Consider the following 26,398-nt stretch of genomic DNA (forward strand, 5'->3'; position numbering starts at 1 on the left):
CTCCGGTGTTTTTGCCGTTTTTGCTTTGACTGCCAGCCATAGAATACGGACCGCGCCATTAACTGATAACTGAAATAAAATCACCTGGTGATAACTTTTGGATAAGCCATGCCCTTAGCTCCGGCCCCGGCAGGCAGCGGCAAACTCCTTAACCGCCTGCGCCTCAAGCAGTTCGAACTGATCAAGGGCGTCTCCGAAGGACTGTCGTTTCGCCAGCTGGCCGACAGCATGGCGCTGTCCCAGCCCGCCATCAGCAAAATGGCCCGCGAAATGGAAGACACGCTGGGCGCGGCCGTTTTCGAGCGCCGCCGCGACGGGGTTTCCCTGACCGAATTCGGCCGCTCGCTGGTGCACGACGCCCGCCTCATCGTCAACAAGCTGGCGCGCCTCGAATCCGAACTGGCCGAGCTGCAGCGCAGCCCCATCCGCACGCTGCGCGCCGGCGCCCCCTCGTATACCGGCATGTCCCTGCTATCGCGCCCGGTCGCGCGGATCGCGGCCCGCCACCAGCAGGCCCACGTGGAAATCATCGACGGCATCGCCAGCCGCCTGTTCGACATGCTGATGGCCGGCGAACTGGACTTCGTCATCGGCAGCCTGCCCAGCCGCAACCTGAGCGACGAGGAAGCCGCCCTGCTCCACGTCGAAGTGCTGTATCCGGACGAGGTGCGCTTCGTCGCGCACCGCGACATGGGCCTGGCCGGCCGGCCCGTGCCTATCGCGGAGCTATTGCCCCACTCCTGGGTGATGCCGTCCAGGGACTCCCTGGTGCGCAGCGCGCTGCGCGCGGCCCTGCTGAAGAAGAAGCTGCCCGTCCCGCCCGCCACCGTCGAATCCAGCCCGCCCTTCATCGGCGCCGTGGTCGCCGAACAGCCCGGCTTCATCGGCCTGTTGCGATCGGACTCGGCGGCCTATCTGGCGCAGCGCCTGAACCTGGCGCTGCTGGACGTGCGGCCGCGGATTCCCTTGCCGCCGGTGGCCATTTTCCGGCTGCGCGACGCCGATCCGTCGGCGCTGGCGGTGGAGTTGTTCGGGCTGGTCCGGGAGAGCGTGGAGAGCCTGTTCGGGGAGTGAAGCGATCCCGTTCGCGCCTGCCGCCGGGGTGCAAGGCCGCATCCGCTAAGCGGCCCCGCCGCCCTGCCACGCCCCCCTGCTTTTCCCCTCCTCCAGCAAAAACTCCACCAGCGCAGGCAGTGAAGCGTCCATCGGCCGGTTCGGCTGAATCCGCATCACGTACCCCCACGATCCGGCCATGCTCAGCCGCGGCACCAGCGGCACCAGGCGGCCGCTGGCCAGTTCCTCGTCGATCAGCGGCGCGCGTCCCAGCGCGATGCCGACGCCGGCGGCAGCCGCCGCGGCGATCGTGCTCATGCCGCTCAGCACCATGGGCTCCTGCCAGTCGGATTCGCCCAGGCCCAGGCGCGGGCGCCAGATGCGCCAGTCGGTTTCGGGACTGTCGACGTGCTTTTCCTCCAGCCAGCGGTGGCGCGTGAACACCCTGGGGTCGTCGCGCTCGGTCGCGGGCACCAGGGCCGGGCTGCACACCGGCACCACGGTTTCGGTCATGAGCGGGATGTCGCCGGGCTCGGGGTTGTGCGGTCCGAGCGCGCGCACGTGCAGGAAGGCCAGGTCGATGTCCTGGCTTTTCCAGGCGGGGTCCTGGCTGGCGTGCAGATAGACCTGGATGTCGATGTCGGGGTGCAGTTCGATGAAACGGCCGATGCGCGGGGCCAGCCACAGCGAGGCCAGCGAAGGGTTGGCGGACACGTTCAGGGTATAGCGCCGCCTGCCGCGCGCGGCCATGCGGACGTTGCGGCACGCGGTCTCCAGCAGGGTCAAGGCCTGTTGCACCGATGCCAGCAGGTCGGCGCCTTCGGCCGTGGTTTCGGCGCGGCGCACCGTGCCGCCGCGGCGCAGCAGCGTGACGCCGAGGTCGGCTTCCAGCGCGCGCAGCTGGTGGCTGACGGCGCTCTTGGTGACGCTGAGTTCGGCGGCGGCGCGGCTGAGGCTGCCCAGGCGCGCCACGGCCTCGAAGGCCCGCAGGGCGGCCAATGGCGGAGTGCGGTTGGGAAGATCGGGCATGGGTTGAGTTTATCTCGACCCTTGATTGAAAAACTATCGCTTTCGCCCGGGCCGGCGATCGGGGACCATGCAGGCTCAGGGAAGGAGAGTGCAATGTATTTCGATTCACGATTGTGGCGGCTGACCGAAGGACTGCGCGCCGGCATGGCGGGCGGCATTCTGCTGGGGCTGCTGGCCCTGGCCGCGGGCATCGCGCGCTATGTGTTCCTGGGCCAGCTGCTGGCCCGGGTGTTCGAGGCCGCGCCGTGGCGGCAATGGGCCGAGCCGGCGCTGTACGCGGCCGCCATGGTGCTGCTGCGCGCCGGCCTGGACCACTGGCGCACGGTGCTGGCCAACCGCTGCTCGGCCGAGGTGCAGCAGGCGCTGCGCGGCCGGCTGTACGACCGCATCGTGGCGCTGGGTCCGGCCTGGTTCGCCAACCAGCGCACCGGCGGCGTGATGCTGACCGTGGTCGACGGCGTGGAACAGTTGCAGACTTTCTTCGGCCAATACCTGCCGCAGGTGGCCATCGCGGCCGCGGCGCCCTTCGCCATTTTCGCGGTGATCGCCTTCTGGGACGTGCCGACCGCGCTGGTGTTCCTGGTGGCGGCGCTGTTCGCGCTGTTCGGGCCGATGGCCGTGCACATGCTGGACCGCCGCGCCAGCCTGGCGCGCACCAACGCCCTGAACGAGTTCGGGGAAGACTTCCTGGACGCGGTGCAGGGCCTGCCCACCCTGAAATCGTATGGCCAGGGCAAGGCCTGGGGCCGGCGCCTGGCCGCCCGCGCCCGCAGCCTGTCGGACAATACTTTCTGGGTGCTGTCGGTGAGCCTGCTGACGCGCGGCATCAGCGACCTGGGCGTGGCGCTGGGCGCGGCGCTGGCCCTGACGCTGGGCGCCTGGCGCGTGGCCGCCGGCGACATGAGCGTGGAAGCCCTGCTGATCGTGCTGATGGCCGGCACCGAAATTTTCCGGCCGCTGCGCGACCTGCGCTCGGTGCTGCACCGGGGCATGCTGGGCCAGTCGGCCGCGGTCAGCATCCACGCCCTGATGGACGCGCGGCCGCTCACGCCGGCGCCCGCCCTGCCCCAGGCCGGCGGCGCGCCGGCGCGGCTGGAACCCACCATCGAATTCGAGGACGTGGCGTTCTCGTACACACCCGAGCGCCGCGCGCACCAGGGCCTGAGCTTCCGTATCGCGGCCGGCGAACGGGTCGGCGTGGTCGGGCCCAGCGGCGCGGGCAAGTCCACCATCGTGCGCCTGCTGCTGCGCGAATGCGTGCCGCAGGCCGGCCGCATCCGGGTCGGCGGGCGCGACGTGAACGAACTGGACACCCAGGCGCTGCTGTCGCACATCGCGCTGGTCAGCCAGGACATCACGCTGTTCCACGGCAGCATCGACGAAAACCTGCGGCTGGGGCGCCCGGACGCCACGCAGGAACAGGTGCGCGCCGCGGCCCGCGCGGCCAATATCGACGATTTCATCATGGCGCTGCCCGACGGCTACGACACCCGCATCGGCGAACGCGGCCTGCAATTGTCGGGCGGCCAGCGCCAGCGCGTGGCGATCGCGCGCGCGCTGCTGCGCGACGCGCCCATCCTGATCCTGGACGAAGCGCTGTCCTCGGTGGACACCGAGAACGAGGCGCTCATCCAGCAGGCGCTCGACCGCCTAATGGCCGGGCGCACCACGCTGATCCTGGCGCACCGCCTGGCCAGCGTCATCGGCGCGGACCGCTGCCTGGTGCTGGACCGGGGCCGCGTGGTCGAGGCCGGCGCCCATGCCGCGCTGATGGCCCAAGGCGGGCTGTATTACCGGCTGATGCGCGAGCAGGCCGAGGCGCACCGGCAGCCGGCCGCGGCGTCCCCTCTGCCCGCCGCCGAACGCGGCGCGCCCGGCGAAACCTCCGGCAAGGAGCCGGACACGACAAGCCCGGCGATGCGCACGCTGGACGCGGACGCCGCACGCGTGGGCTGGCGCGACACGCTGGGCACGCTGCTGTCGGTGGTGCAGCCCTGGCGCGGCACGCTGATCGCCACCATCCTGCTGGGCGTGGCGCGGGTGGCCGCCTTCATCGGCGTGGGCGTGCTGAGCGCGCTGATCGTCGCCGCCATCCGCGACGGCCGCGAGGTGTCGGGGCTGATCGTCGCGCTGCTGGTCGTCGCGCCGCTGGCCGCGCTGTTCCACTGGCTGGAGTCGTGGCTGGCGCACGCCATGGCCTATCAGCTGCTGGCCGACATGCGGGTCAAGCTTTACGACAAGCTGGAACGGCTGGCGCCGGCCTATCTGCTGCAGCGCCGCTCCGGCGACCTGGTCGCGCTGGCGACGCAGGACGTGGAGATGGTGGAGTACTTCTATGCCCACACCATCGCGCCGGCCATCGTGTCGGTGCTGGTGCCGCTGTCGGTGCTGGGATTCCTGGCGGTCTACAGCTGGCCGGTGGCGCTGGCGCTGCTGCCCTTCCTGGCCTATGCGCTGGTGTCGCCGGTGCGCGGACGGCGCAAGGTCGACGCGCTGGGCGACAAGGCGCGCCATGCCTTGGGAGAAATGAGCGCGCACGCCACCGACACCATCCAGGGTCTGGCCGACCTGACCGCGTTCCAGGCCACGGAACGCCGCCGCGCGCAGTTCCTGCAGGTGGCCGACCGCTACCGCATCCGCCGCCTGGAGATCCTGGACGACCTGTCGCGCCAGACCGCCTGGTTCGAGGTCGCGATGGGGCTGGGCGGCCTGGCCGTGGCCGTCGTGGGCGCGCTGCAGGTGGCCGCCGGCGCGCTGTCGGCCGGCATGCTGCCGCTGCTGGTGCTGATCGCGCTGGCCACTTTCCTGCCGGTCTCGGAAATCTCGCAGGTCAGCCGGCAGCTGGCCGACACCATCGCCGCCACCCGCCGCCTGCACGTGGTGGCCAACGAACCCGAACCGGTCACCGACGGCCCGCTGCCCGCGCCGGCGGCGGCCCACGGCCTGTCGCTGGCGTTCGAGCACGTCAGCTTCGCCTACCCGGGCAAGCGCGAGGACACCTTGCGCGACCTGAGCTTCACGGTTCCGGCCGGGTCCACGGTGGCCGTGGTGGGCGCGTCGGGCGCGGGCAAGAGCACCGTGGCCAGCCTGCTGCTGCGCTTCTGGGACCCGCGCACGGGCGCGGTCAAGCTGGACGGGGTGGACGTGCGCCGGCTGCGGCTCGACGCCCTGCGCGAACAGGTGGCGCTGGTGACCCAGGACACCTATCTGTTCAACGACACGCTGGAAGGCAATATCCGCCTGGCCCGGCCCGAGGCCAGCCCCGGGGAACTGGCGCGCGCGCTGGAACAGGCGGCCCTGGCCGACTTCGTGCGCAGCCTGCCCGACGGGATCGCCACGCGCGTGGGCGAGCGCGGCATGCAGCTGTCGGGCGGCCAGCGCCAGCGCATCTCCATCGCCCGCGCCTTCCTGAAGAACGCCCCGGTGCTGATCCTGGACGAGGCCACCTCGCACCTGGACACGCTGTCGGAAATGCAGGTGCGCGGCGCGCTGGACGTGCTGATGCGCCACCGGACCACGCTGGTCATCGCGCACCGCCTGTCGACGATCCGCGACGCCGACCTGATCCTGGTGCTGGACCGCGGCACGCTGGCCGAGGCCGGCACGCACGAGCAGCTGCTCAGGCGGCAAGGGGTCTATGCGCGCCTGGCCAGCCACCAGGGCGGCTACGCGGTCAGTAGCGCAACGTCTCTACCGACTTAGCGTTGGCGCGGACTTCGGCCTCGGTGAACCAGACCCGCTTGCTGCCGAAGCTGGCGTACAGGTCGAACTGGTCGCGGGTGTGGGGCGAGGCCGTGCCGTCCGGGGCCACGAAACCGCTCTGCCCCGGCGCCACCACGTCCACCGCCCGCACGCCGCGGGCGTCGAACACCGTCATGTTGTTCTCGGTTCCGCGGTTGTGGGTGGCGGGATGGCTCAGCACCGCCTTCTCGTCGGCCTGCGGCACGCCCAGGAAGTTCTTGGGCGCGAACACCATGGGCGGCGCCGGAATCCGCCAGCCGGCCGGGTCGTCGCCATAGGTCTTGCGCAGGGCGGCGAGCGCGTCGTCCAGCGCGGCCAGCGTCACCGCCTGCGGCGGCTGGCCGTTGAAGAAGTCGTAGCGCTGCGGCACCCCGGACGCGCGCCCGGCCAGCGCGTTGTACAGCACCTTGGAGCCCACCGTCAGGTTGAGCGAACCGGTGGCGGGCGCGGCCGGCGTGGGATAGCCGGTGGCGCTGTACAACTTGAAGAAGTCGGCCGGCATCTCGTCGGCCAGCGTACGCTTGAGCATGGCGCGCAGCCACGCGTCCATCACGGCCGGCCCGGCATTGTCGTAATAGCCGGGCTGCCTGTCGCTGGTCGCCATGCCGTCCCACGACGCCAGCGCCGCGACCATCCGCGCCCGGGCGTCGTCGGCCGGCAGCCCCTGCACCGCCTGCTGCAGGAACGGCAGGAAATGGCGGCGATTGACGTCGGCGTAGCTGGTGGTGCGGATCAGGTCCCACATCTGCTGCGCGCTGACCTTGCCGCCGTTGGCCGTCATGGCCCGCAGGCGGGTCTCGATCTCGGCGTAGCGGTCGGCCTGGCCCCACACAATGGCGAACAGGTCCGTGGACGGGTAGCCGCGCATGGGCTGGTTGTTCCAGTTGGCGATAAAGCCCTGGCGCGGGTTGTAGACCTGCGGATTGGTCGAGAACGGCAGCATGCCGTCCCAGTCCATCTCGCCGGTGCCGGGCACCGGCAGGCGCGGATCGTGGCCGGCGCGGCGCTTGGGATAGAAGCCCGTGTGCGCGTAGCCGATATTGCCGCGGTCGTCCGCGTAATACCAGTTGATGGTCAGGGCGTGGCGCGCGGCCTGCGCTTTCCATTGCTCCCAGTTGCGCGCCTGGGTCTTGTGGGTCCAGGCCATGAGCGACTGCAGTTCGAAGCCTTCCCAGGCGCGCGCCTTGGCGTAGGCCACGTTGTTCTTCTCGTCGAACTTGGTGACGATGCCGTGCACCGTGCGGTACACATCCATCAGCACCGGCTGGCCGTCCTTGACCTGGATGAGCTCGCTGCGCTTTTCCATGGTCTTCCAGGCGCCGTCGTGGAAATAGCGCGTGCGGTCGTCGGGATCGAGCTTTTCGGCGTAGATGTCCACGTCGTCGCCGAAGCCCGCGGTCGAACCCCAGGTCACGTGCGCGTTGTGGCCGAACAGAATGCTGGGATAGGCGAACGGCGTATTGCCCACCACGTCGAAGCCCGCGCCGTGCAGGCCGATGCCATACGTGTAGGCCGGGTTCCACCAGCCGAACTGCGGCCCGTTCAACAGAATGGAGCGCGCGTCCTTGGCGTGTTCGCGTCCCACGATCCACATATTGCTGGTGGTCGGGAAACCGGCGATGCCCGGCTGGCCCGTCTCGGCGAACTGCGCCAGCAGCTGCGCGCGGGCGGCCGCGGGCGGCTCGTCCACCACGCCGCGCGTCTGCGGATCGCGCGCCACGCGCTCCAGCATGGGCGGCGTGCCGTCATAGCGCGGCAAGGCATAGGACAGCCTGGCCGCCGGCCGGGCGGCGTCGGGTTGGTACACGCCGTCTTCCTCGGGCACCGTGGTGGGCGCGCGGCTGTCGTTCATCCAGCGCAGCTGGTTGAAGATCTGCATGGCGCGCTCGTCTCCGTGCTTATCCTTCAAAGCGGTCAGCAGCGCGAGGTTGTCGATCTCGCTATTGGCGTCGGAAAAGCGGTTGGCCATGGTGCCCACGAACACCATCGCCACGTCGTACGCGGTCCAGTCGCCGGGCTGGAAGCCCAGGTCGTTGAACTCCTTGGGCATCAGGTTGCCCGGCTCGGCGCGCACCTTCGCGATCCACGCGTTCATGCCGGCCGCATAGCCGTCCAGGATCTGCCGTTCCGAGGCCGGCAGCGCGGCCAGCTGGCGCTGGATGCGCTCGGGCGAGAAATTGCCGCGGATGGACTTGTCGAAAGCCACCATGGACGACCCCAGCACCTCGGCCACCCGGCCCTGCGTGCTGCGCCGGGCCATCTCCATCTGGAACAGCCGGTCCTGCGCCACGGCATAGCCGTAGCCATAGAAAATCCCGTACACGGTATTGGCGTACACATGCGGCATGCCATAGCCGTCGCGCCGTATCGTGACCTGCCCGCCGGGGACGCCGGCCGGACGCGCCGGCGCCTCGGCATGCTGGCGGGAATGCTGCTGGACGTCCTGGGCCTGGGCCTGGGCGCCCACGGCCGCGCAGGCCGCCAGGATGGCGGCCGACAACAAGTGCTGCTTCATCAGTTTCTGTCTCCGTATTTGACTGGCCGCGCCACGGTGCGAGTCCCGCGCGCGGATCGCGGCGCCTCTGCCGGGCGCCGTCAGCGGACCATCATACGAACTGCCAATTTATAATTCCAATGCATTTATTTCATAGTATTGATGCGCTTGGATCATGGACTTCCAGAAACTCAAACACCTGCTCGCGGTCGTGGAACACGGCACTTATTCGCGCGCGGCGGACGCGGTTAACCTGTCGCAGCCCGCGCTCAGCCGCAGCATCCAGGCGCTGGAAGCCGAGCTGGGCCTGCCGCTGCTGGACCGCGGCACGCGCCGCGTGCGCCTGACGCCCTACGGCGCCTGCGTGGCCGAACGCGCGCGCCGCATGCGCTTCGAGGAAGCCGAACTGCAGCGCGAACTCAAGACCCTGCACAGCGGCGAATCGGGCACGCTATCCATCGGCCTGAGCCCCGCGCCCGCCTCGCTGCTGCTCTCGCCCTTTCTGACCCACATGGCCGAGCGCCATCCGCAGGTGCGCGTCGGCGTGGAACTGGGCGCCACCGCCGCCTTGCTGGACATGCTGCGCGCCGAGCGCGTCGACGCCATGGTGTGCGACGCCCGCATGCTGTATGACGCGGCCGACCTCGAAACCCGCGCCCTGCCGCCGCTGCGCGCCGGGCTGGTCTGCCGCAAGGGCCATCCCATCCTGGCCCACCGGCGCCCGGGCATCGAACAGGTCCGCCGCTATCCCGTGGCCTCCAGCACGCTGAGCCCCGAAGTCTCGCTGCGCCTGGCCGAAACGCTGGGACCGGGCGGCGCGCCCGAGCAATTGGTCACCCACCGCTGCGAAAACCTGGACGCGCTGGTCGAGCTGACGCTGCATTCCGACACCCTGCTGCTGGGGGTGATCTGCGTCACCCGCCGGCAGCAGGAAGCCGGGCAGCTGGTCGAAGTGCCGATTCCGCCGGACCCGCAGCGCCAGGGCCACTATGCGCTGGCGCGGCTGAAGGGACGCACGCCCTTGACGGCGCAAGACGCCTTGTACGAATTCACGCGCCAGTGCTGGGACGGGTTTGCGTCGTTCAGGGCGTAGCTTCCAGCCCCGCCTGCGTTTCCAGCCAGTCCGCAACGGCGCGCACCGGCGGCGACGGCGGCCGGTCCGCGGGCATCGCCAGATGATAGGTGTGCCCCGAGATCACCGGCCCGAACGGCTGCACCAGGTGGCCCGCCTCCAGCTCTTCGGCGATCAGCGCCAGGCTGACCAGCGCCACCCCATGCCCGGCGACGGCGGCCTGTATGGCATGGCCTTCATCGGAGAACCGCAGCTCGCTTGCCTGCCGCGGCTCGCGCCGCCGCGCGATCCTGAACCAGCGCTCCCAGGTCGGGTTCTCGGCCTGCGGCCGCTTCCAGTCGAAACGGATCAAGGGCACGCGCGCCAGATCGTCCGGTGATTCCACGCCCAGCCGCGGATTGGCCACGGGCGCAAAGCGGTCGGTGAACAGCGCCCGGGCGACCAGGCCCGGATACGGCCCGCGGCCGTAGCGGATCGCAATGTCCACCGCCGCGGATCTCAGGTCCACCACCTCGTCGCTGGCCTGCAACTGCAGGTCGATACCCGGATGCCGGCTGCGGAAATCGGCCATGCGCGGCACCAGCCACTTCACGGTGAAGGCATTGGTCGCCGAGATGGTCACCTGCATGCGCGTGCGCGCATGCGTCAGGCGCGCCAGCGTCGCCTCGAAGGCATCGAACCCGTCGCGCAGCACCGGATAAAGCTGCACGCCCGCCTCGGTCAAAGACACCCTGCGCACGTGGCGCTCGAACAGCGCCAGCCCGGTCTGCGCCTCCAGCGCGCGGATCTGGTGGCTGACCGCGGTTGGCGTCACCGCCAACTCCTGGGCGGCGGCCTTGAAACTGCCCAGGCGCGCGGCCGCCTCGAATACGCGCAGCCCGGACAGCGGAAGGGATCGGCGTTGCATGATCTGCCCTACAGATGAGTTTTTCTCACCTTATAGCTGACAAATGAACCTTTGTCACCGATGCCTCGCATCCCTAAATTACAGGCATGGGTCGGCCACCCTCGGGCCGATTCCCCGATCGACCATGAATAAGGAATTCTCATCATGCTACAACGCGTCGTCACCCAGCCCGACAACTACGAACCCTTCCTGCTGTCGCAGGGCATCCGCTTCGGCGACCTGCTGTTCATCTCCGGCCAGGCCGGCGCCGGCGACGACGGCAAGATCGTCGACGGCGGTTTCCTGGCGCAGGGCGAACAGGCCTTCCGCAACCTGAGCCGCGCGCTGGAAGCCGGCGGCTCCAGCCTGAAGGACGTCATCAAGGTCACCATCTTCGTCACCGACATGGGGCACTTCAAGGACGTGGTGGCGCTGCGCCGCCGTCATTTCTCGGCCCCCTACCCGGCCGACACCATCGCCGAGATCAAGGCGCTGTACGACCCCGCCGCCATGATCGAGATCGAGGCCATCGCGGCCGTGCGTGCCCAGGAGGGCCGCTGACATGGGCGCGCACGCCGCACTGTACACGCCGCTGCGGCTGGGCAACGGCCTGCGCCTGGCCAACCGCCTCGCCGTCGCGCCCATGACCCGCGTCAGCGCCACGGCCGACGGCCGCGCCACGCCGCAGATGGCCGACTACTACGAAGCCTACGCCGCCGGCGGCTTCGGTCTGGTGATCACCGAAGGCGTCTATACGGACCAGGCCCACGCGCAGGGCTACCTGTTCCAGCCCGGCCTGGCCGACGACGCCCAGCGCGATGCCTGGCGCCCCGTCGTGGACCGCATCCATGCGCACGGCGCCCGCATCGTCGCCCAACTCATGCACGCGGGCGCGCTGTCGCAGGGCAATCCCCATCGCGCCACCACCAAAGGTCCCTCGGCCGTGTTGCCGCGCGGGCAGCAGATGACGTTCTACCGCGGAGCAGGCCCGTACCGGCTGCCCGAAGCCATGACGGACCAAGACATCGCGGTCGCGGTCGCAGGCTTCGCACAGGCGGCGCGCAGGGCGCAGCAGGCCGGATTCGACGGCGTCGAGATCCATGGCGCCAACGGCTATCTGCTGGACCAGTTCCTCACCGACTACACCAACCGGCGCGCGGACCGCTACGGCGGCAGCCTGGACAACCGGCTACGCCTGACGGTGGAAGTCATCCAGGCGGTGCGCCAGGCCACGGAGCCGGGCTTCACCGTAGGCGTGCGCAGCTCGCAGGGCAAGGTCAACGACTTCACCCACAAATGGCCCGGCGCCGAGGCCGACGCCGCGCAGATCTTCCGCACACTGGGCGCGCAGCCCATCGACTACCTGCACACCACCGAATTCGAGGCCTGGCGCCCCGCCTTCGGTGCGCAGGGCGCAAGTCTCGCGGCGCTGGCGCGGCGGCATGTTCCAGTCCCCGTGCTGGCCAACGGCTCGCTGCACGATCCGATGGCGGCCGCCGGCATGATGGCGCGCGAGGAGGCGGACTTCGTTTCGCTGGGGCGCGGCGCGCTCACGCACGCCGACTGGCCCGCGAGGCTGCGCGCCGGCCAGCCGCTGGAGCGCTTCGACCGGGAGCTGTTGGCGCCGATCGCTGATCTTGCCAATGCGGCGCGGCATCGCGAGGGGCGCGGCGGATGAGGTCCTGCGGTTCGCCGCTCGAACTCAGGCGGGCGGCCAGGCCAGCATCGCGGCGTCGATGATCCGGTTGGGCTTCTCCTCCGAGGCGCCGTTACGGGCCTGGGGAAACGGGAAAGAGCAGAATCATTGGCTGCGGCATAAACTTCATCGTCTTCTTGCTGAGTTGAGCTATGAAAGTCTTTGATTTGCTGCGGATTCAATACCCTTCACTGGAAGCCCGGAATTGCAAAGTCCATCTTGCGCGCTTCAACCAGTATGAGCAGCCGCTAGACGTGTTCATCGAGGGACGATTCGATGAGTGGCAATCCTGGCAACGCAGCCGTAACTTTCAACGAGAATTCGTGTTGTCTTTCGTCCAAGCCGGGACGACAACTTCGTGGCTGTTCGTCGGACTGTATCGCGTCAAAGACTGCCAGGCAGTAGCAACGCCGCCTGCGCACTTCATTTATGAAATGGAGCGAATCAACGCGTGTGAAGACCTGGTCGGCAGGCTATATGCTTCCAGCCCCTACACAAAACGCAATTCCTATGTGTATGGGGAAACGCTGGAGGCCGAACTGGTGGTAAGCCAGCTCCTGCCCCGCAGGCTCAGCATTGCGGATTTCCCCGGCTACAAGCGGGTGGACGTGCCCAAGGCTCAACTCGACATCATCGTAAGAGACAACATACCGACCTGGCGTACTGCCCTGTCCAATGTGAAAGGCATCTACCTGATTTCCGACAGAAAAACGCATCAGCTCTATGTAGGCAAGGCGGACGGTACCGAGGGCATCTGGGGACGCTGGTGTGCCTACGCGCAGAATGGACACGGGGGCAATGTGGCCTTGAAGGAAGAATTCGGGCTTTCTTCTGCGGATCGTCAGGCGGATTTGCGGTTCTCGCTGCTTGAGATAGCGGATATCCATTCAACGAAAGACGAGATTCTTGCTCGTGAAGAGCACTGGAAGTCTGTGTTAATGACTCGGGAAAGTGGCTTTAACAGGAATTGATCGGAGTATTGATGCCGGTGTGATCTGGGAAGCTCACTCAGGCCGTTTGTGCGGGAGTTCGAATTTTGGCTTGATTTCTTGACATTGAGGACGGCTTTCGGCCAAGAGCGGTCGCTAATCGATGTTCGATTTAGATTTGCGTGATGATTCAAGCTCTTCCTACTCGCCGACGCTTCCTCCCGCACTTGCTATCAAAGCTGAGAGTCGGTCCGTACAAGTTTGAAACCGTCTGACAACGACATATCCGGAGCAAAGTCGATGATTTCTACCTCGCAGTTGCCGAATTCTTCGAATGTTTGATCCCGAACGAATAATTTTGAATCGCAGTGTTCGTGCGGATCGAGCTCAGTTTCGATCAGCGGAAACATAACCCTTACCGGAGCCTTGTTTGGGCCTTTGATCGTTGCTTCACCTAAAATCATCAGTCGCCCGAAGCCCTTTGGTTCGGTACTCATCATTCCGTTCGGTAGTCGTCGTTCTCCACCATTAAGAATTCTGAAGTGGTTTTCGGTCTCTAACTTGCAGCTAGCTAGGCCTCCGTCTGCAAGCGAGAACTGGGTATTTGATACGAGGCAAAGAATTGCGAGTGATATGCGATCCGCTTGGGCGTCCCAGGCTGCTTCATCGAAAGTGACCTTTTGCGCGCGCATTAGATCCTTCAGATCCCTGTGAAAGTCGCGGATGTGGAAGGCCGCTCTTGAATGAATAAAACCGGTGATGAACTGCAGAGCAGCGAACAGCTCATTGCCGCCTTTATTGTTTCGTAAGCTGCATGTGCCAGTTTTCTTGTCGACCGAAAAATTGGCTTCGATTTTCTTGATGAGCGTGGCGTGACTCATTCGGTACTCATCTTTCAGTCGACGTTCGTCCGATAGTCGAGCCTGGGAAAGAAACAGCCGGTAGATATACGCGGGGAAAGGTGCGCGAAAGTCTAGCGGACGTTTCTCTGAGATGTACTCCCGAAAAAACGATAATGAGTCAACGAACGCTGTGATGGACCGCTGCGCTAGACCCCGGTCCCGCGAGTCTGAGTGCGCAACGAAATTCGCCACCTCAAGGAAGATGGCATTATCCCCCGCATAAGCGCGAAGCTTCATGAGCAAGTTGTCGACATCATTCGCATCGAAGTGGCCGCCCTGGATACGTCGAATTATTTGGTGTAACTTGGCGAGGTCTTTGAGTCGCATATACAGCCCTCCGTAAATGCAACGCAGTTTAGCGTTGAGAGACCGATGTGCGGCGATGACCTTTCGACGGCTACGTCTGCTCAGGGTCGGGAGCGGCCTGTCGTCACAGACGGCACCCGGCCAGCGGTGGGCCACTACGCGCGCGAGCGTCAAACTGCATGTCGCGCTGAGGCGCCGTGTAAAGCCGGTCTTTCATATCGTCCGCCGCTTCTGAATCGGTATGCGCCGGTGTGCAACGGACGCACGGTCCTCGTATGTCAGCGTTGGCCGAAAGGTATGTCAGCGAATTTTGACAACCAAGGGAGCAAGAGCCATATACATGCTATCCAAGACTCGAGCCGGGCAGGTCGCGCACATTCGGTGTGAGGACACCGTACCGTATCTACCGGGACGCTGGCGCCGTCGTGACCGGCAAAGGCAAAGCCAATCCGCAGGCCCAGCCGTTCGTCGACTTCCTGACGGCCCCGGAAGGCAGGGCCATTTTCATGAAGCGGGGCTGGAAGACGGACTAAGCCCGCCCTTTGGCGAGAAAGCGGTCCAGCACGTTGCGCGTGACGCCCTGGGTGTAATAGCAGTTGCGCGTCAGGCCCATGACCCATTCGCAGCTGCCCGCGGTGAACACCTCGCCCTGGCCGCGCGTCATCGAGACGATCATGCCTGAGCCGTATTGATGGCGGGCGATCGCCTCTGGCGTGGACTCGCCGCTCAAGGCCTCGGCCTTGCGCGCGAGGCCGCCGTCCTTCAGGTAGTACCGGAAGCCCTCGCCGTCGTGCATTTCTTCGCCATAGAGCGCCGGCGACATGGCCAGTATTTCGGCGCTTTTCGGCGCGCCATCCTCGTGGGTCGGATATGGCAGGCCATGCCGGAAGGTGTATTCCAGGCCATCGACCTCATAGGCGAAGATACCGGCCTGCGCGCCCATGACATCGCCGTAGTGCATGTCCAGCCCTTCGAACGCCCAATGACGGGGCCGGTAAACCGTGAACCCCCGACTGGCTCGCGGCGCGAAGCCGCCCCAGGACGAGTACACGCCACGCATGCCGTTGACGCCGAAAGTGGTGGCGCCAGGCCAGTTCACGGCCTGCTCTTCCCAGGCGCCCGTCAGGGTCGCGTGCTCCGGGCCGCCGGCTACCGGGTCTTCGGTCTTGGCTCGGGCCTTGTAGCAGACTTGCGTCCGCCCTTCGTCCTCGAGGCGGATCTGCCACATGAAGTTGCCGGCGAATCGCGCCACGCTGCCGCCCTGCTCCACGAAGCGGTCGATGGACTCGCGCATGCCTCGGGTCCAGTACTCGTCGTGGCCCGCAATGACCACCGTGCTGTAGTCCTGCAGGATCTCGGGGCGGTAGTGCAGATCGGTCTGCGTTGCCATGTCGAAGGCATAGCCTTCGCGCTGCGCCCACACCGCGAAATGCCGTTCGAAGTGCGCCCAGCCCGAGGATGCGTAGTACTGCGCGAAGCCGTTGGTGTAGGCCCACTCCTTGGTGGGATAGCGCGGCGCCTCCCAGGGCTCGCGGGGCACCGGATCGCACAGGCGCGGCGCACCCGGCGGAAGCCATACCAGCCCGCGCGTCCAGGGGCGCTGGTTGCTGAGCACGGGCGAGAACTGATTCCGCTGCGGCCCGTCGATGCCGTCATAGGCGTTGGCGCCGCCCCAATCGTTATAGGCCATCCAGGTGGACGTCGACAGAAGGAACAGGAACTTGCCCGGACGCGCGCCTTGCCCCGATTTTGGACGCACGACAAAGAAATGGTGCTGCAGAAAGCGCGAACCATCCGATCGCTCGCAATGCGCGGCCACCCGGTAGAAGCCGCTGGCGGCGTCTGGCGGCAGGCGCCAGCGATGCGCCTCGGGCCAGCCGCAGCCGTTGCGGTAAGCCTGGTCGGGCATGGCCGCGAACTCGCCGGCGATGCCCTGCCGGCTGTGCACGCATTGCGGCGCCGCGCCGTCCAGCCAGACCTCTAGCGTCCAGCGCTGCGCGGTGCTGGAGGCATGGAAGGCGACCTCCTGGCCGGCCTCGTAGGACATGGCGTCGGTGTAGACATAGACCTCCGGCAGCGACGGGTCCTCGCTGGGCGCCTCGTACCAATGCGACAGGTGCAGCGCCCGGTCGGGATGCATGACGCCCGTGGGGCGCGCGCGCTGGTTCAAAGGGCCGAACTCGGGACGGGCGGGCTGCTGCGGGTCGGACATGACGGACATTCCTCGATCGTTGCGGTCAGGACGCGGGTTGGGCGGCCAGGGTTTCATGGAAGTGGCAGGCCACGAGCCAGCCGGGTTCGACTTCGCGCAGCAGGGGCTTTTCTTCCCGGCAACGCGCGGCCGCATGCGGACAGCGCGGGCTCAGGCTGCATCCGGCAGGCCGGTTCAGCACGCTGAGCAACTCTCCCTTGATCGGCGGCGGACGCACGCGGCCCGCCACCGGACGCGGCACGGCCTTGAGCAGGGCCTGCGTGTAGGGATGGCGCGGCGCGGCGTAAAGCGAACGCTTGTTGCCGATCTCCACGATCTCCCCGGCGTACAGCACCGCCACGCGATGGGAAATGGCTTTGACGACGGCCAGGTCGTGGGCGATGAACAGGTAGCTCAGGCCCAGCCGTTGCTGCAAGTCCATCAACAGGTTGACGATCTGGGCCTGCATGGAAACGTCCAGGGACGCCACCGCCTCGTCGCACACCACGAAATCCGGATTGAGCGCGAGCGCCCGGGCGATCACGATGCGCTGGCGCTGCCCGCCCGAGAATTCGTGCGGGAAGCGTCCCGCGAAGGCAGCGGGAAGCCCCACCATGTCGAACAATTCGGCTACCCTCTCCTGGCGCTCCTTGCGCGTGGATTTGCGCGCGATATCCAGCGGCTCGGCGACCGCATCGCCCACCCGCATGCGCGGATTCAACGAGGAATACGGGTCCTGGAACACAAACTGGATGCGTTGCCGCACCGCGGCCAGATTGGCCCGCCCCTGCGGCCCGGCGATGGATTTTCCGAACAGGCGGATATCGCCCTCCGAGGGTTCCAGCAGTCCGATCATCATCCGGCCGATCGTGGATTTGCCGGACCCGGACTCCCCCACGAGGCCGATGGTCTCGCCGTGATGAATGTCGAAGCTCACCTGGTCGACCGCCCGCAGGACGGCGTTCTTGCCGGCGCTCCGGCCCAGTTTAAAATCGCGGCTCAAGCCGCTGACCTGCACGATGGGATTCTGGCTCATGCGGCGATTTCCTCCTTTAGCTGCTCAGCCGCGCGGGGCGGGCAGCGCAGGATGCGTCCCGACGGCAAGGCCTGGATAGGCACCGGCGCAGCCAGACAGGCAGGCTCCGCACGGCCGCAGCGCGGCCCGAAGCGGCAGCCCTGCGGCCAATTCCCCGAGGCCGGAATGCTGCCGGGAATGGCCAGCAGACGCTCATGATCGGCGTCCAGGTCCGGAATGGCGCGCAGCAAACCTTCGGTATAGGGATGCAGGGGTTTTTCGAACATCTGCGCGGCACCGGCTTCCTCGACGATGTGGCCGGCGTACATCACGATGACGCGCTCGACGAACTCGGCAACCAGACCAAGGTCGTGGGAAATCAGGATGACGGACATACCGATCTCGGCCTGGAGCTCGCGCAGCAGTTGCATGATCTGGGCCTGGATGGTGACGTCCAGCGCCGTCGTGGGCTCGTCCGCAATCAGCAGTTTGGGGCGGCAGGCGATCGCCATCGCGATCATGACTCGCTGCCGCATGCCGCCGGACAGGCGGTGCGGATACTCGTCCACACGGCGCCGGGCGTCGGGAATGCGCACCATGTCCAGCAGCTCGACAGCACGGCGCCGTGCGGCAGCCTTGTCCATGCCCTGGTGTATGCGCAGCGTTTCGCCAATCTGGTCCGCGATGGTCAGCACCGGGTTGAGCGACGTCATGGGATCCTGGAAGATCATCGCGATGTCGCCGCCGCGCACCTGGCGCAGGCCGCCTTCGGGCATGGCAAGCAGGTCCTTGCCCTCGAAGCGTATCGCCGATCCGGGCATGCGCGAGGTGCGCTTATGGTGCAGCCGCAGGATGGACAGCGCGCAGACGCTCTTGCCGCTGCCCGACTCGCCGACGATGCCCAATGAACGGTTCGCGTCCAGCGAAAAGCTGACATTGCTGACCGCGCGCGTCCAGCCGGCGTCCGTGCGAAAGTCCACGCTGAGGTCATCCACCTCCAACAAGGGCTGGTTCATCATGCGCCCTCCACTTTCAGCCGGGGATCGAGAACGTCGCGCAGCCCGTCGCCCAGCAGGTTGATGGCCAATGCCGACAGGCTGATGGCCAGCCCCGGAAACAGCATGATCCACCAGGCTTCGACGGCGTAATCCCGCCCCTCGGAAATAACGTTGCCCCAGCTCGGCATCGGCGGCGGAGGGCCGATGCCCAGGAAACTGAGCGTGGCCTCGGCCAGGATGGCGTAGGCGAAAATGAAGGTCAGCGAGACCAGCAACGGCGCCAGCGTATTCGGGAATATGTGGCGGCCGATGATGCGCCACGCGCTGGCGCCGCTGATGCGGGCCGCGTCCACATAGTCCAGCCGGCGGATCACCAGCACCGTGGCCCGCACAATGCGCGCGATGCGAGGCACATAGGCGAAGGCCAGTGCAATGATCACGCTATGGATCTGCGGGCCGAGCACCGCATTGATGCCGATGGCCAGCAGAATCGCCGGGAACGCCAGCAGCGCGTCCATGATGCGCATCAAGAACGAATCCAGCCAGCTGAAATAACCGGCGATCATTCCCACCAGCGATCCGCCGATGGCCGCCAGCACCGACACCGCCAGGCCGATCCACAGAGACAGGCGGGCTCCATACAGTACGCGAGTGAAGACGTCCCGGCCGTACATATCCGCGCCGAACGGATGCTGCCACGAGGGCGGATGGAAGCGGTCGGAAATGCGCATCGCCATCGGATCGCCCGACGTGATGAACGGAGCGAACACCGCGCCGGCGATGATGACCAGCAGGATGGCGGCGCCGATCCTGAACGAGCGGTGCCGCCACAGGCGTTTGAAGACACGGCGCCGGGCGCTGAATACGGCGGGTGCCGCCTGCGTCTGGCCGTTGATCGCAATATCAGTCATAGCGCACCCGCGGGTCGATGAAGGTGTAGAGCACATCGATCAACACGTTGATCAACACGAAGGCGAAGCCCAGCAGCAGCATGGTGCCCTGCACGGTCGGATAGTCGCGGGCCATGATGGCCTGCACCAGCAGCCGGCCGATGCCCGGCAGCGCGAACACCTGCTCCACGACCACCGAGCCGCCGATCAGCAGGCTGACGATGTACCCGCCCACCGTCAACACCTGGACCAGCGTATTGCGGAATGCGTGCTTGGAGACGGTGAAGAACTCCGACACGCCTTTGGCGCGGGCCGTGCGCACGTAGTCCTGGTCCAGGATTTCCAGCATCTCGGAGCGCGTCATACGCGCCAGAAAGCCGATCTGGAACAGCGCCAGCACGGCGGCCGGCTGGATCAGCGCGCCCAGCCATTCGAAGAAGCCGTCTTCCATGGGCACATAGCCGGCGGAGGGCAACCACCCCAGATTGACGCTGAACAGAATGACCGAGAGCGTCGCAATCCAGAAGTTGGGCACCGACACGCCCAGCAAGGCAAAGCCCATGACGGCCGAATCCAGCCAGGAATCGCGCCAATAGGCCGCGGTGATGCCCAACGCAATGCCCACCGGTAAGGTAATGGCGAATGCCACGGCCGCCAGCGACAAGGTGACGGGCATGCGCTCGGCGACGGCGGACAGCACGGGCTGGTTGAGCACCAGGGACTCGCCGAAATTGCCCTGGGCCAGATGCGTCAGCCACAACCAGAGTTGCTCAAGCAAGGGCCTGTCCAGCCCCAGCGTGCGGCGCATGGCCTCGATGGCTTCCGGGCCGGCCTGGTCGCCGGCGATGATGACGGCCGGGTCCCCGGGCAGCAGGTGCATCAGGAAGAAGGTCAGGACGGCCACGATCAGCATGACCGGAACCGCCTGCGCGATACGAGTGGAAACGGTATGGAACATGGTCGCCGCTTCCTACTTGAGCCACACGTTCCAGAAGTGATTCATGTAGTACGGCCTGAACCCGCCCACCTTGCGCGTATTGATGACCTGCACGTTGCCGCGGTCGGCCACCTTGATCATGTATGCCTGATCCAGCACGCGCTGCTCGATGTCCAGCCACGCGGCCTTGCGGCCGGCCAGATCGGGCGTCTTGTAGAAGGTTTCGTAGGCGCCATCGAGCACCTTGTCGTCCTTCACGTGCGGGAAGTTGTAGATCATGGACTGCCACTGCTGCGGGCCCAGGATGGGGTTGGAGCAGAAGCTGGTGGTGGAGACGTTCCAGTTGCCCTTGCCCGTCTGGAGATTGGAGGCGTTGGTGGTCCAGTCGGTGATGTCGATCTTGACATTCATCCCGGCCGCCTTGAGCTGCTCCGAAAGGACCAGGATGGCGTCGCGCATGTAGTCGTAGTTGTTGTTCGTCTGCAGCACGATAGGCGTGTCTTTGTAGCCCGCTTCCTTGAGCAGTTCGCGCGCCTTCTGCGGATCGTTCTGGTTGTAGCGGCCATCGGTGACCTTGCCCCCGTAATACGCGCCTTCCGGATAGACCATGGAGTGGTTCTTCTTGGACGCGCCGATCACTTTCATGATGTCGTCCACGTGCACCGCCTCGCGAATTGCCTGGCGCACCTTGACGTTGTCGGTGGGAGCCTGTTGCGAATGCACGATCAGATATTGCTGGCAGTACGGGTAGACCGTCACTTCCTGCAAGTGCTTCTGGCTCTTCAGCCTGGCGGCCAATTCCGGCGGGATGGTGGAGGTAAAGAGGGCTTCGCCCGTCTGCATCGCCGCGACGCGCGCATTGGCCTCGGGTACGAAGTTGAAACGCACGGCATCGACGTAGGCAGTGCGCTTGCCGGCGAATCCGTCGGGGCCTTGCGCCTGGTCGTCGGGCACATAATCCGCAAAGCGCTGGATCACCAGATGGCTGTCCTTGACCCATTGGCCCAGCTTGAAAACGCCGGTGCCGATGATGTCTATGCCGCGCGCCGGCTTGTCCTTCTGTTCCGAGGGCAGGATCACGAAGGGATAGACCGGCGTCTTCAGGACATCGAGGAACGCCGCATTCGTTTTCTTCAGACGGATGATGAAGGTATCGGCGTCGGGCGCTTCGTAGCTTTCCACATCATCCAGCGCCGCCTTGTTCGGGCTGACACGGGCATAGCGCTCGAAGGTCGCCTTCACGTCCTCGGAGGTCATGACCTTGCCGTTATGGAACTTGACGCCTTTGCGCAGCAGGAAGGTATAGGTCTTGAGGTCGTCGCTGACCTTGACCTCGCGGGCCAGCAAGGGCTTGGTGTTGTAGGAGCCGTCGATGGTCACCATGCCTTCGTACAGATGGTGGATCACTTCCAGATCCACCATGCTGGCCGCAACCTGGGGATCAAGGGTGCCCGGGCCGGACAGGCTCGCATAGATCAGAGTCCCGCCCTTTTTGGGTGTGTCCTCCGCCGCGCCTGCCGGCGCCATGGCGCTGGCCAACAGGGCGGCGCCCATGACCATGCCGCATCCGATCCGCTGCAATGTGGAATTCGCGAACATCCTGTTCCCCTTTCTATTCGTGGGTTCCGGCCGAGGCTTGCGGCGGACCCGGTTAAAACAGCATGGGCGCGCGGCGGGCGCACCCCCACTCGGCATTACGGGCTGTCGGTATGCGCGGATTCCGGCTTCAGCCCCTTGATCTCGATGCGCTGGCGCGACACGGTGCAAGCGTCCACCGCTTCCCGCGTGAACGGCGCGGGCGCAAGCTCGCAGCGCGCCCACAATGGGTTCTGGTCACTGTAGTGAGGGCTGTCGGGCGCGCCCGAGGCGCCATGAAAAACCGACCAGCGGCTCGCATCCCAATTACCCACGTCGAAGACATAACGCGCAACCGGTCCATAGCTGGACGAGGGGCCGCCGGTGGGATAGGCGCCGGTGGCGCACACGCAATCGCCATCGCCCGCGACATCGTTGGAGGCGGGCGCAAGCCTTGCCGCTGCCTCCGGGAAGGCGTTTGCAAGCGGATGCGAGAACACCGGACGGTGCAGGCGCCCCCAGGGCTGCACCGCGCCGCCCTCGGCGACGACGGCCAGCGCTTCCTGAATGACCTGGTCCCAGGTGGCGCCGGCCAGCAGGCTGACGTCTTCGCGGCGCAGCAGTTCGGGCAGCGTCCACCACAATTGATTGACGGGCACCACGCCCGGCGCGGCCATCGTGGCGAAGATGTCCCGGGCGGCGCGGTCCAGGCCCGAGCGCCGCGCGAGGATGCGCGTCATTGCCTGGCGCACCTGGTAGTAGGCCGACGGAGCCAACTCGCCGGCGGCCATGTTGCCGTTCCAGCCTCGCAGCAAGGCCACCAGTTCCGCGCCGGCGCCCTGAGGGGTCACCTTGCAGATGCGCGCGGCGATGTCGCGAGCGCGCGCGCTATCGGTGTCGCCAAGCAGGCCGACCATGTCGTCCACGCTGGCGGCGGGAAAACCGTCGAGCCGTTCACTGATGCGGCGGGCCCGCGTCGAGGGATGGCAATCGGTGCACAGGTAATCGCCCTCGCCGTCCGGCGCGATGCGGTTGTTGGCCGTCACCAGCTTGCCGGACGCGGGGTCCACCTCGCGCGGCATGCGTTCCCAGGGGATGTAGCCGCGCCATTCGTGTTGCCCCGTCCAACCGGGCACAGGCAGCCAGCCGTTGACGCGGTCGCGCTCCGGCACGATGGCCCGCACGTTCACGCTGATGTGGCCGGACGTGTCGGCCGCCACCACGCTGTGGTCGATCACGCCCCAGGGACGGCACACCTCATTGAACTCACGCACGCCATGAGCGCGCAGCATCGGCAGCAGGCAGTCCAGGGAACGGTCCACGGGGTCCAGCTGCACCGAACGCAGCGCCACCCCGTACCCGCTCGCCTCGGGATCCGCCAGCAGCGGACCGTGACGCGTCCGGATTACGCGGACCTTCAGGGATTCCGCGCCGCGTACGTTCACAATTTCCTCATGGACCTCGGCCCGCGCCCAGCCTGTCTCCGTCTGATAGCGCGCGGGATCGGCGGGATCGAAACGCTCCAGGTACAGGTCGTGGATATCGGCGAAGGCATGCGTCACGCACCACGCGACGTGCTCCGTATGGCAGAAATGCGGAAAGGCCGGCACGCCCGGCACCGAGAAGCCCAGCGCATCGAACTCGCCGCAGCTCAGGTGCAATTGGGCATACATCCCGGGGATCTCGAAGATCCGGTGCGGATCGCCCGCGACCATGGGCTTGCCACTGACGGTGCGCGCGCCCGACACCGCCCAGTTGTTGGACCCGGCAATGGTGCCGTCCGCCGGCGCCAGCGCCAGCAGCGCATCGATGGAAGGAGCCAGCGACTGCAGGCCGGCGATCCAGCGCCGCGTCTGTACGTCATCGACTTGCGGCGAAACGAAACGCTCGTTGCCGCCGTCGTCGTACCGCAACAGGCCGATGGCCTCGGGTCCGATCGTGCGCAGCGCGGCCGCGCGCCACAACTTGAACCAGATGGATCCCATCAGCAGGCCGCGCTGGCGCATCACGGCAACCGATTGCCATGGTTCCCATTGCTGCGGCCGCTCACCCAGCAGCTCGTATTCCACGGGCAGCGGAAACTCATTTATTGCGGCGTTGACGCCCTGTGCATAGCACTCCAACATGCGCCGTGTCTCGGCCGACAGCGCCGCGAAATCCCTGCGCGAGGCCGCCTCCACGCCCAGCCGCCTGGCCAGCGCATCCGCCGCCGCTCCTTCGGGCCCGACCCATTCCGCATACCGGCCGACGGCGCGCCGGCGCGCGGCGTCCATCTGCCAGAGCCGGTCCTGCGCGTGGACATAGCCGTTGGCGAAGAACAGCTCATCGACGCCATCGGCCCGGACATGCGGTATGCCCCAGCGATCTCGCAGCACTTCAGGGGACGACGACATCCAGCGTTCCTCCGATCTTTGCCGTGGCGCGGGCCACTGGCTTAACACGATATATAATATATTGTGTTCTTTTAGGTGGTACTCATATCCGTAGTTCTACCTAGGCAGCAGCTCTTCCCTAAAATCTAGGTCCGAGACAATCGCTGTCGACCTTCGCTCAGCCCACTATGGCCACAGAGAAAACTTCCGTCACTCGCTCCAGCCTTACCGGACAGGTCTACCGCACGCTGCGCGACAGATTGATGTCCGGCCGCTTCCAACCCGGCGAACGGCTGAAGATCGCCACGCTGGCCGCCGACCTGGAAGTCAGCGAAACGCCCGTGCGCGAAGCCATCCTGCTGCTGACCAACGACGGCGCCATCGAAATGAAGGCCGGCTACTACTTCCTGACCCGCCGCCTGTCGCTCTCCGAGTACCTGGAGATCCGGCGCCTGCGGCTGCATCTGGAGCCGATGGCCGCCGTCGAGGCGCTGTCGCACATCGATGCCGCATTCATTGCCGATCTCGAGCGCATCCACGCCACGCTGATCCGTGCCGAAGAGCAAAAAGACTATCCGCAAGCGGTGCAATCCAATTACGACTTTCATTTCTCGCTCTATCGCCGGTCCGGCATGCCGCAGCTGACCGAAATCCTGGAACGCCTGTGGATCCAGGCGGGCCCCTTGCTTAACTACCTCTACCCCCATGGCCACCCCACCTACGAGGGTGAGCATCAACACCTGCGCATCATCGAAGCTCTGAAGGCGGGTGACGCCAAAGCGCTCGCCACCGCCGTGGAACAGGACCTGATCGAGGGCGGCGAACAGTTCGTCGCCTACCTCGAATCCATCGACCACGAAGAGCCGGAGCCGGTGAAAAAGTCCTCGACCAAATCGGTCCGCCGCAGCCGGCGCAAGTAGACGATTCCCCGCTGTTTTCCCGCATTCCGATCGGGGCAAACACTGTGTTTGCAAACATCATATATCATGTATCATGTTTATTCCAAGCACTGTCAGCCAGGGATGGGAACGACATATGACCGCGACACAAACGGCAGTAGATCTGAACCAGGGCAGTAATCTCGCACTTGTGGACGCGGCCCTACGGGCCCGGGCCGACAAGGTCATTCCGGGCGGCATGTACGGCCACCTGAACGCCAGGATCCTGCCGGCCGGCTACCCTCAGTTTTTTGCGCGCGCCGACGGTTGCCGCCTCTGGGACGTGGACGGCCGTGAATACCTGGATTTCATGTGCAGCTGGGGCCCCATCATCGCGGGCCACAAACATCCGGTCATCGACGAGGCCGCCCGCAAGCAGGCCGAGCAAGGCGATTGCATGAACGGCCCCACCGCCAGGCTGGTGGAGCTGTCGGAGCGGCTGGTCGGCATGCTGCCCCACGCGGACTGGGCCATGTTCCAGAAGAACGGTTCGGACGCCACCACCGCCGCCCTGATGATTGCCCGCGCCGGCACCGGCAAGCGCAAGATCCTCCTGGCCAAAGGCGCTTATCACGGCGCCGTGCCGTGGTGCACGCCGTCGGTGGCAGGCGTCACCGCCGAAGACCGCGCGCACCTGATTTACTTCAAGTTCAACGACATCGAAAGCCTGGAAGCCGCAGCCCGCGAAGCCGGCGACGATCTGGCTGCCGTCCTGGTGTCGGCCTTCCGCCACGACCTGGGCGTACCGCAGGAATTGCCGCATCCCGATTTTGCCCGGGCGGCACGCGCCCTGTGCGACCGCCAGGGCGCGGCGCTGGTCATCGACGAAGTGCGCGCCGGCATGCGCCTGTCATTGCAAGGAAGCTGGGAACCCCTGGGCGTGCGGCCCGATATCTGCGCCTGGAGCAAGGCAATCGCCAACGGCCACTCCCTGGCCGCGGTGACCGGCAACGACGCCTTTCGCAAAGCGGCGCAGCAGATCTACATCACCGGTTCGTTCTGGATGGGCGGGGTGGCCATGGCCGCCGCCATCGCCACGCTGGACGTCCTGGAAAACAGCGGCGCGATCCAGCACTTCGAGAAGATGGGCCAGCGCTTGCGCGACGGCCTGCAACGCCAGGCAGACAAGCACGGCGTCAAGATCAGTCAGACGGGCCCCGCCCAGCTGCCGCTGGTGCTGTTCGAGGATGACGCCGACTACTCCCGGGGCGCCCGCTTCACGGCCGAAGCGCTGAAACATGGCGTCTACCTGCACCACCGCCACAACATGTTCCTCAGCCTCGCGCATACCGCGCAAGACATCGATCACGCCCTGCAGATCACCGACCACGCCTTCGCGATGGTCGCTGATGTGGCCGCCCACTGAAGGAAAAA

20 protein-coding genes are annotated in these 26,398 nt (G+C 66.3%); 9 read left to right on the forward strand and 11 right to left on the reverse strand.

Annotation, left to right across the window (positions count from 1 at the left end; translation table 11 throughout):
* Window positions 1–108 precede the first annotated feature (108 nt).
* A complete protein-coding gene (locus AC1M14_RS15660; protein ID WP_102776109.1) occupies window positions 109–1,074 on the forward strand; it encodes a LysR family transcriptional regulator in 966 nt (321 codons plus the stop codon).
* 45 nt (window positions 1,075–1,119) lie between these two features.
* Here AC1M14_RS15660 and AC1M14_RS15665 read toward each other — a convergent pair whose 3' ends face one another.
* Entirely contained in the window at window positions 1,120–2,082 is a 963-nt protein-coding gene (locus AC1M14_RS15665; protein ID WP_479729970.1) for a LysR substrate-binding domain-containing protein, read from the reverse strand.
* 93 nt (window positions 2,083–2,175) lie between these two features.
* On the opposite strand from AC1M14_RS15665, the gene cydC reads away from it, so the two are divergent.
* On the forward strand, window positions 2,176–5,784 hold the full coding sequence (cydC, locus tag AC1M14_RS15670) for a thiol reductant ABC exporter subunit CydC (RefSeq protein ID WP_479729971.1): 3,609 nt from the start codon (window positions 2,176–2,178) through the stop codon (window positions 5,782–5,784).
* Here the strand turns inward: cydC and AC1M14_RS15675 are convergent.
* Window positions 5,756–8,338, reverse strand: a complete 2,583-nt coding sequence (locus AC1M14_RS15675; protein ID WP_479729972.1) for a penicillin G acylase — start codon at window positions 8,336–8,338, stop codon at window positions 5,756–5,758. The genes cydC and AC1M14_RS15675 overlap by 29 nt on opposite strands.
* A gap of 154 nt (window positions 8,339–8,492) precedes the next feature.
* Here AC1M14_RS15675 and AC1M14_RS15680 point away from each other — a divergent pair, with 154 nt between their 5' ends.
* On the forward strand, window positions 8,493–9,410 hold the full coding sequence (locus tag AC1M14_RS15680) for a LysR family transcriptional regulator (RefSeq protein ID WP_479729973.1): 918 nt from the start codon (window positions 8,493–8,495) through the stop codon (window positions 9,408–9,410).
* Here AC1M14_RS15680 and AC1M14_RS15685 read toward each other — a convergent pair.
* Window positions 9,400–10,296 carry a LysR substrate-binding domain-containing protein gene (locus AC1M14_RS15685; protein WP_479729974.1) on the reverse strand — a complete coding sequence of 299 codons (897 nt, stop codon included), beginning with the start codon at window positions 10,294–10,296 and terminating at the stop codon, window positions 9,400–9,402. The genes AC1M14_RS15680 and AC1M14_RS15685 overlap by 11 nt on opposite strands.
* 144 nt (window positions 10,297–10,440) lie before the next feature.
* Here AC1M14_RS15685 and AC1M14_RS15690 point away from each other — a divergent pair, with 144 nt between their 5' ends.
* From AC1M14_RS15690 to AC1M14_RS15700, 3 genes are all read left to right on the forward strand, one after another.
* Window positions 10,441–10,836, forward strand: coding sequence for a RidA family protein (locus AC1M14_RS15690; protein ID WP_209164913.1), 396 nt, complete (start codon window positions 10,441–10,443; stop codon window positions 10,834–10,836).
* A 1-nt stretch (window position 10,837) separates the two neighbouring features.
* Window positions 10,838–11,953 carry an NADH:flavin oxidoreductase gene (locus tag AC1M14_RS15695; RefSeq protein ID WP_479729975.1) on the forward strand — a complete coding sequence of 372 codons (1,116 nt, stop codon included), beginning with the start codon at window positions 10,838–10,840 and terminating at the stop codon, window positions 11,951–11,953.
* A gap of 170 nt (window positions 11,954–12,123) precedes the next feature.
* The gene (locus AC1M14_RS15700) at window positions 12,124–12,942 is read left to right on the forward strand and encodes a GIY-YIG nuclease family protein (RefSeq protein ID WP_102776117.1); all 819 of its coding nucleotides are present in this window, start codon (window positions 12,124–12,126) and stop codon (window positions 12,940–12,942) included.
* A 191-nt stretch (window positions 12,943–13,133) separates the two neighbouring features.
* Here AC1M14_RS15700 and AC1M14_RS15705 read toward each other — a convergent pair whose 3' ends face one another.
* Window positions 13,134–14,129 carry a hypothetical protein gene (locus AC1M14_RS15705; RefSeq protein WP_479729976.1) on the reverse strand — a complete coding sequence of 332 codons (996 nt, stop codon included), beginning with the start codon at window positions 14,127–14,129 and terminating at the stop codon, window positions 13,134–13,136.
* A gap of 404 nt (window positions 14,130–14,533) precedes the next feature.
* Here AC1M14_RS15705 and AC1M14_RS15710 point away from each other — a divergent pair, with 404 nt between their 5' ends.
* A complete protein-coding gene (locus AC1M14_RS15710; protein WP_479729977.1) occupies window positions 14,534–14,641 on the forward strand; it encodes a substrate-binding domain-containing protein in 108 nt (35 codons plus the stop codon).
* Here AC1M14_RS15710 and AC1M14_RS15715 read toward each other — a convergent pair.
* The 7 genes from AC1M14_RS15715 to AC1M14_RS15745 all read right to left on the reverse strand — a co-directional run bounded on the left by AC1M14_RS15715 (window position 14,638) and on the right by AC1M14_RS15745 (window position 24,107).
* On the reverse strand, window positions 14,638–16,320 hold the full coding sequence (locus AC1M14_RS15715; RefSeq protein ID WP_479729978.1) for a N,N-dimethylformamidase beta subunit family domain-containing protein: 1,683 nt from the start codon (window positions 16,318–16,320) through the stop codon (window positions 14,638–14,640). The two genes, AC1M14_RS15710 and AC1M14_RS15715, sit on opposite strands and share 4 nt — an antisense overlap.
* A gap of 25 nt (window positions 16,321–16,345) precedes the next feature.
* Entirely contained in the window at window positions 16,346–17,335 is a 990-nt protein-coding gene (locus AC1M14_RS15720; RefSeq protein ID WP_102771425.1) for an ABC transporter ATP-binding protein, read from the reverse strand.
* Window positions 17,332–18,333 carry an ABC transporter ATP-binding protein gene (locus AC1M14_RS15725; protein WP_210405779.1) on the reverse strand — a complete coding sequence of 334 codons (1,002 nt, stop codon included), beginning with the start codon at window positions 18,331–18,333 and terminating at the stop codon, window positions 17,332–17,334. The genes AC1M14_RS15720 and AC1M14_RS15725 overlap by 4 nt, the downstream gene beginning before the upstream one ends.
* The gene (locus AC1M14_RS15730; RefSeq protein ID WP_479729979.1) at window positions 18,330–19,223 is read right to left on the reverse strand and encodes an ABC transporter permease; all 894 of its coding nucleotides are present in this window, start codon (window positions 19,221–19,223) and stop codon (window positions 18,330–18,332) included. The genes AC1M14_RS15725 and AC1M14_RS15730 overlap by 4 nt, the downstream gene beginning before the upstream one ends.
* Window positions 19,216–20,160: an ABC transporter permease gene (locus tag AC1M14_RS15735; RefSeq protein WP_210405780.1), complete on the reverse strand. Its 945-nt coding sequence runs from the start codon at window positions 20,158–20,160 to the stop codon at window positions 19,216–19,218. Before AC1M14_RS15735 ends, AC1M14_RS15730 begins: the two co-directional genes overlap by 8 nt.
* A gap of 12 nt (window positions 20,161–20,172) precedes the next feature.
* Complete coding sequence (locus tag AC1M14_RS15740; RefSeq protein ID WP_479729980.1) at window positions 20,173–21,738, reverse strand: ABC transporter substrate-binding protein; 1,566 nt, start codon at window positions 21,736–21,738, stop codon at window positions 20,173–20,175.
* Between the two features lie 95 nt (window positions 21,739–21,833).
* A complete protein-coding gene (locus tag AC1M14_RS15745; protein WP_479729981.1) occupies window positions 21,834–24,107 on the reverse strand; it encodes a penicillin acylase family protein in 2,274 nt (757 codons plus the stop codon).
* A 167-nt stretch (window positions 24,108–24,274) separates the two neighbouring features.
* Here AC1M14_RS15745 and AC1M14_RS15750 point away from each other — a divergent pair, with 167 nt between their 5' ends.
* Both AC1M14_RS15750 and AC1M14_RS15755 read left to right on the forward strand, forming a co-directional pair.
* Window positions 24,275–25,006, forward strand: a complete 732-nt coding sequence (locus AC1M14_RS15750; protein ID WP_102771429.1) for a GntR family transcriptional regulator — start codon at window positions 24,275–24,277, stop codon at window positions 25,004–25,006.
* 115 nt (window positions 25,007–25,121) lie between these two features.
* Window positions 25,122–26,390, forward strand: coding sequence for an aminotransferase class III-fold pyridoxal phosphate-dependent enzyme (locus tag AC1M14_RS15755; RefSeq protein WP_479729982.1), 1,269 nt, complete (start codon window positions 25,122–25,124; stop codon window positions 26,388–26,390).
* Window positions 26,391–26,398: the final 8 nt, after the last annotated feature.

Source organism: Achromobacter sp. SX5, from assembly GCF_056711425.1.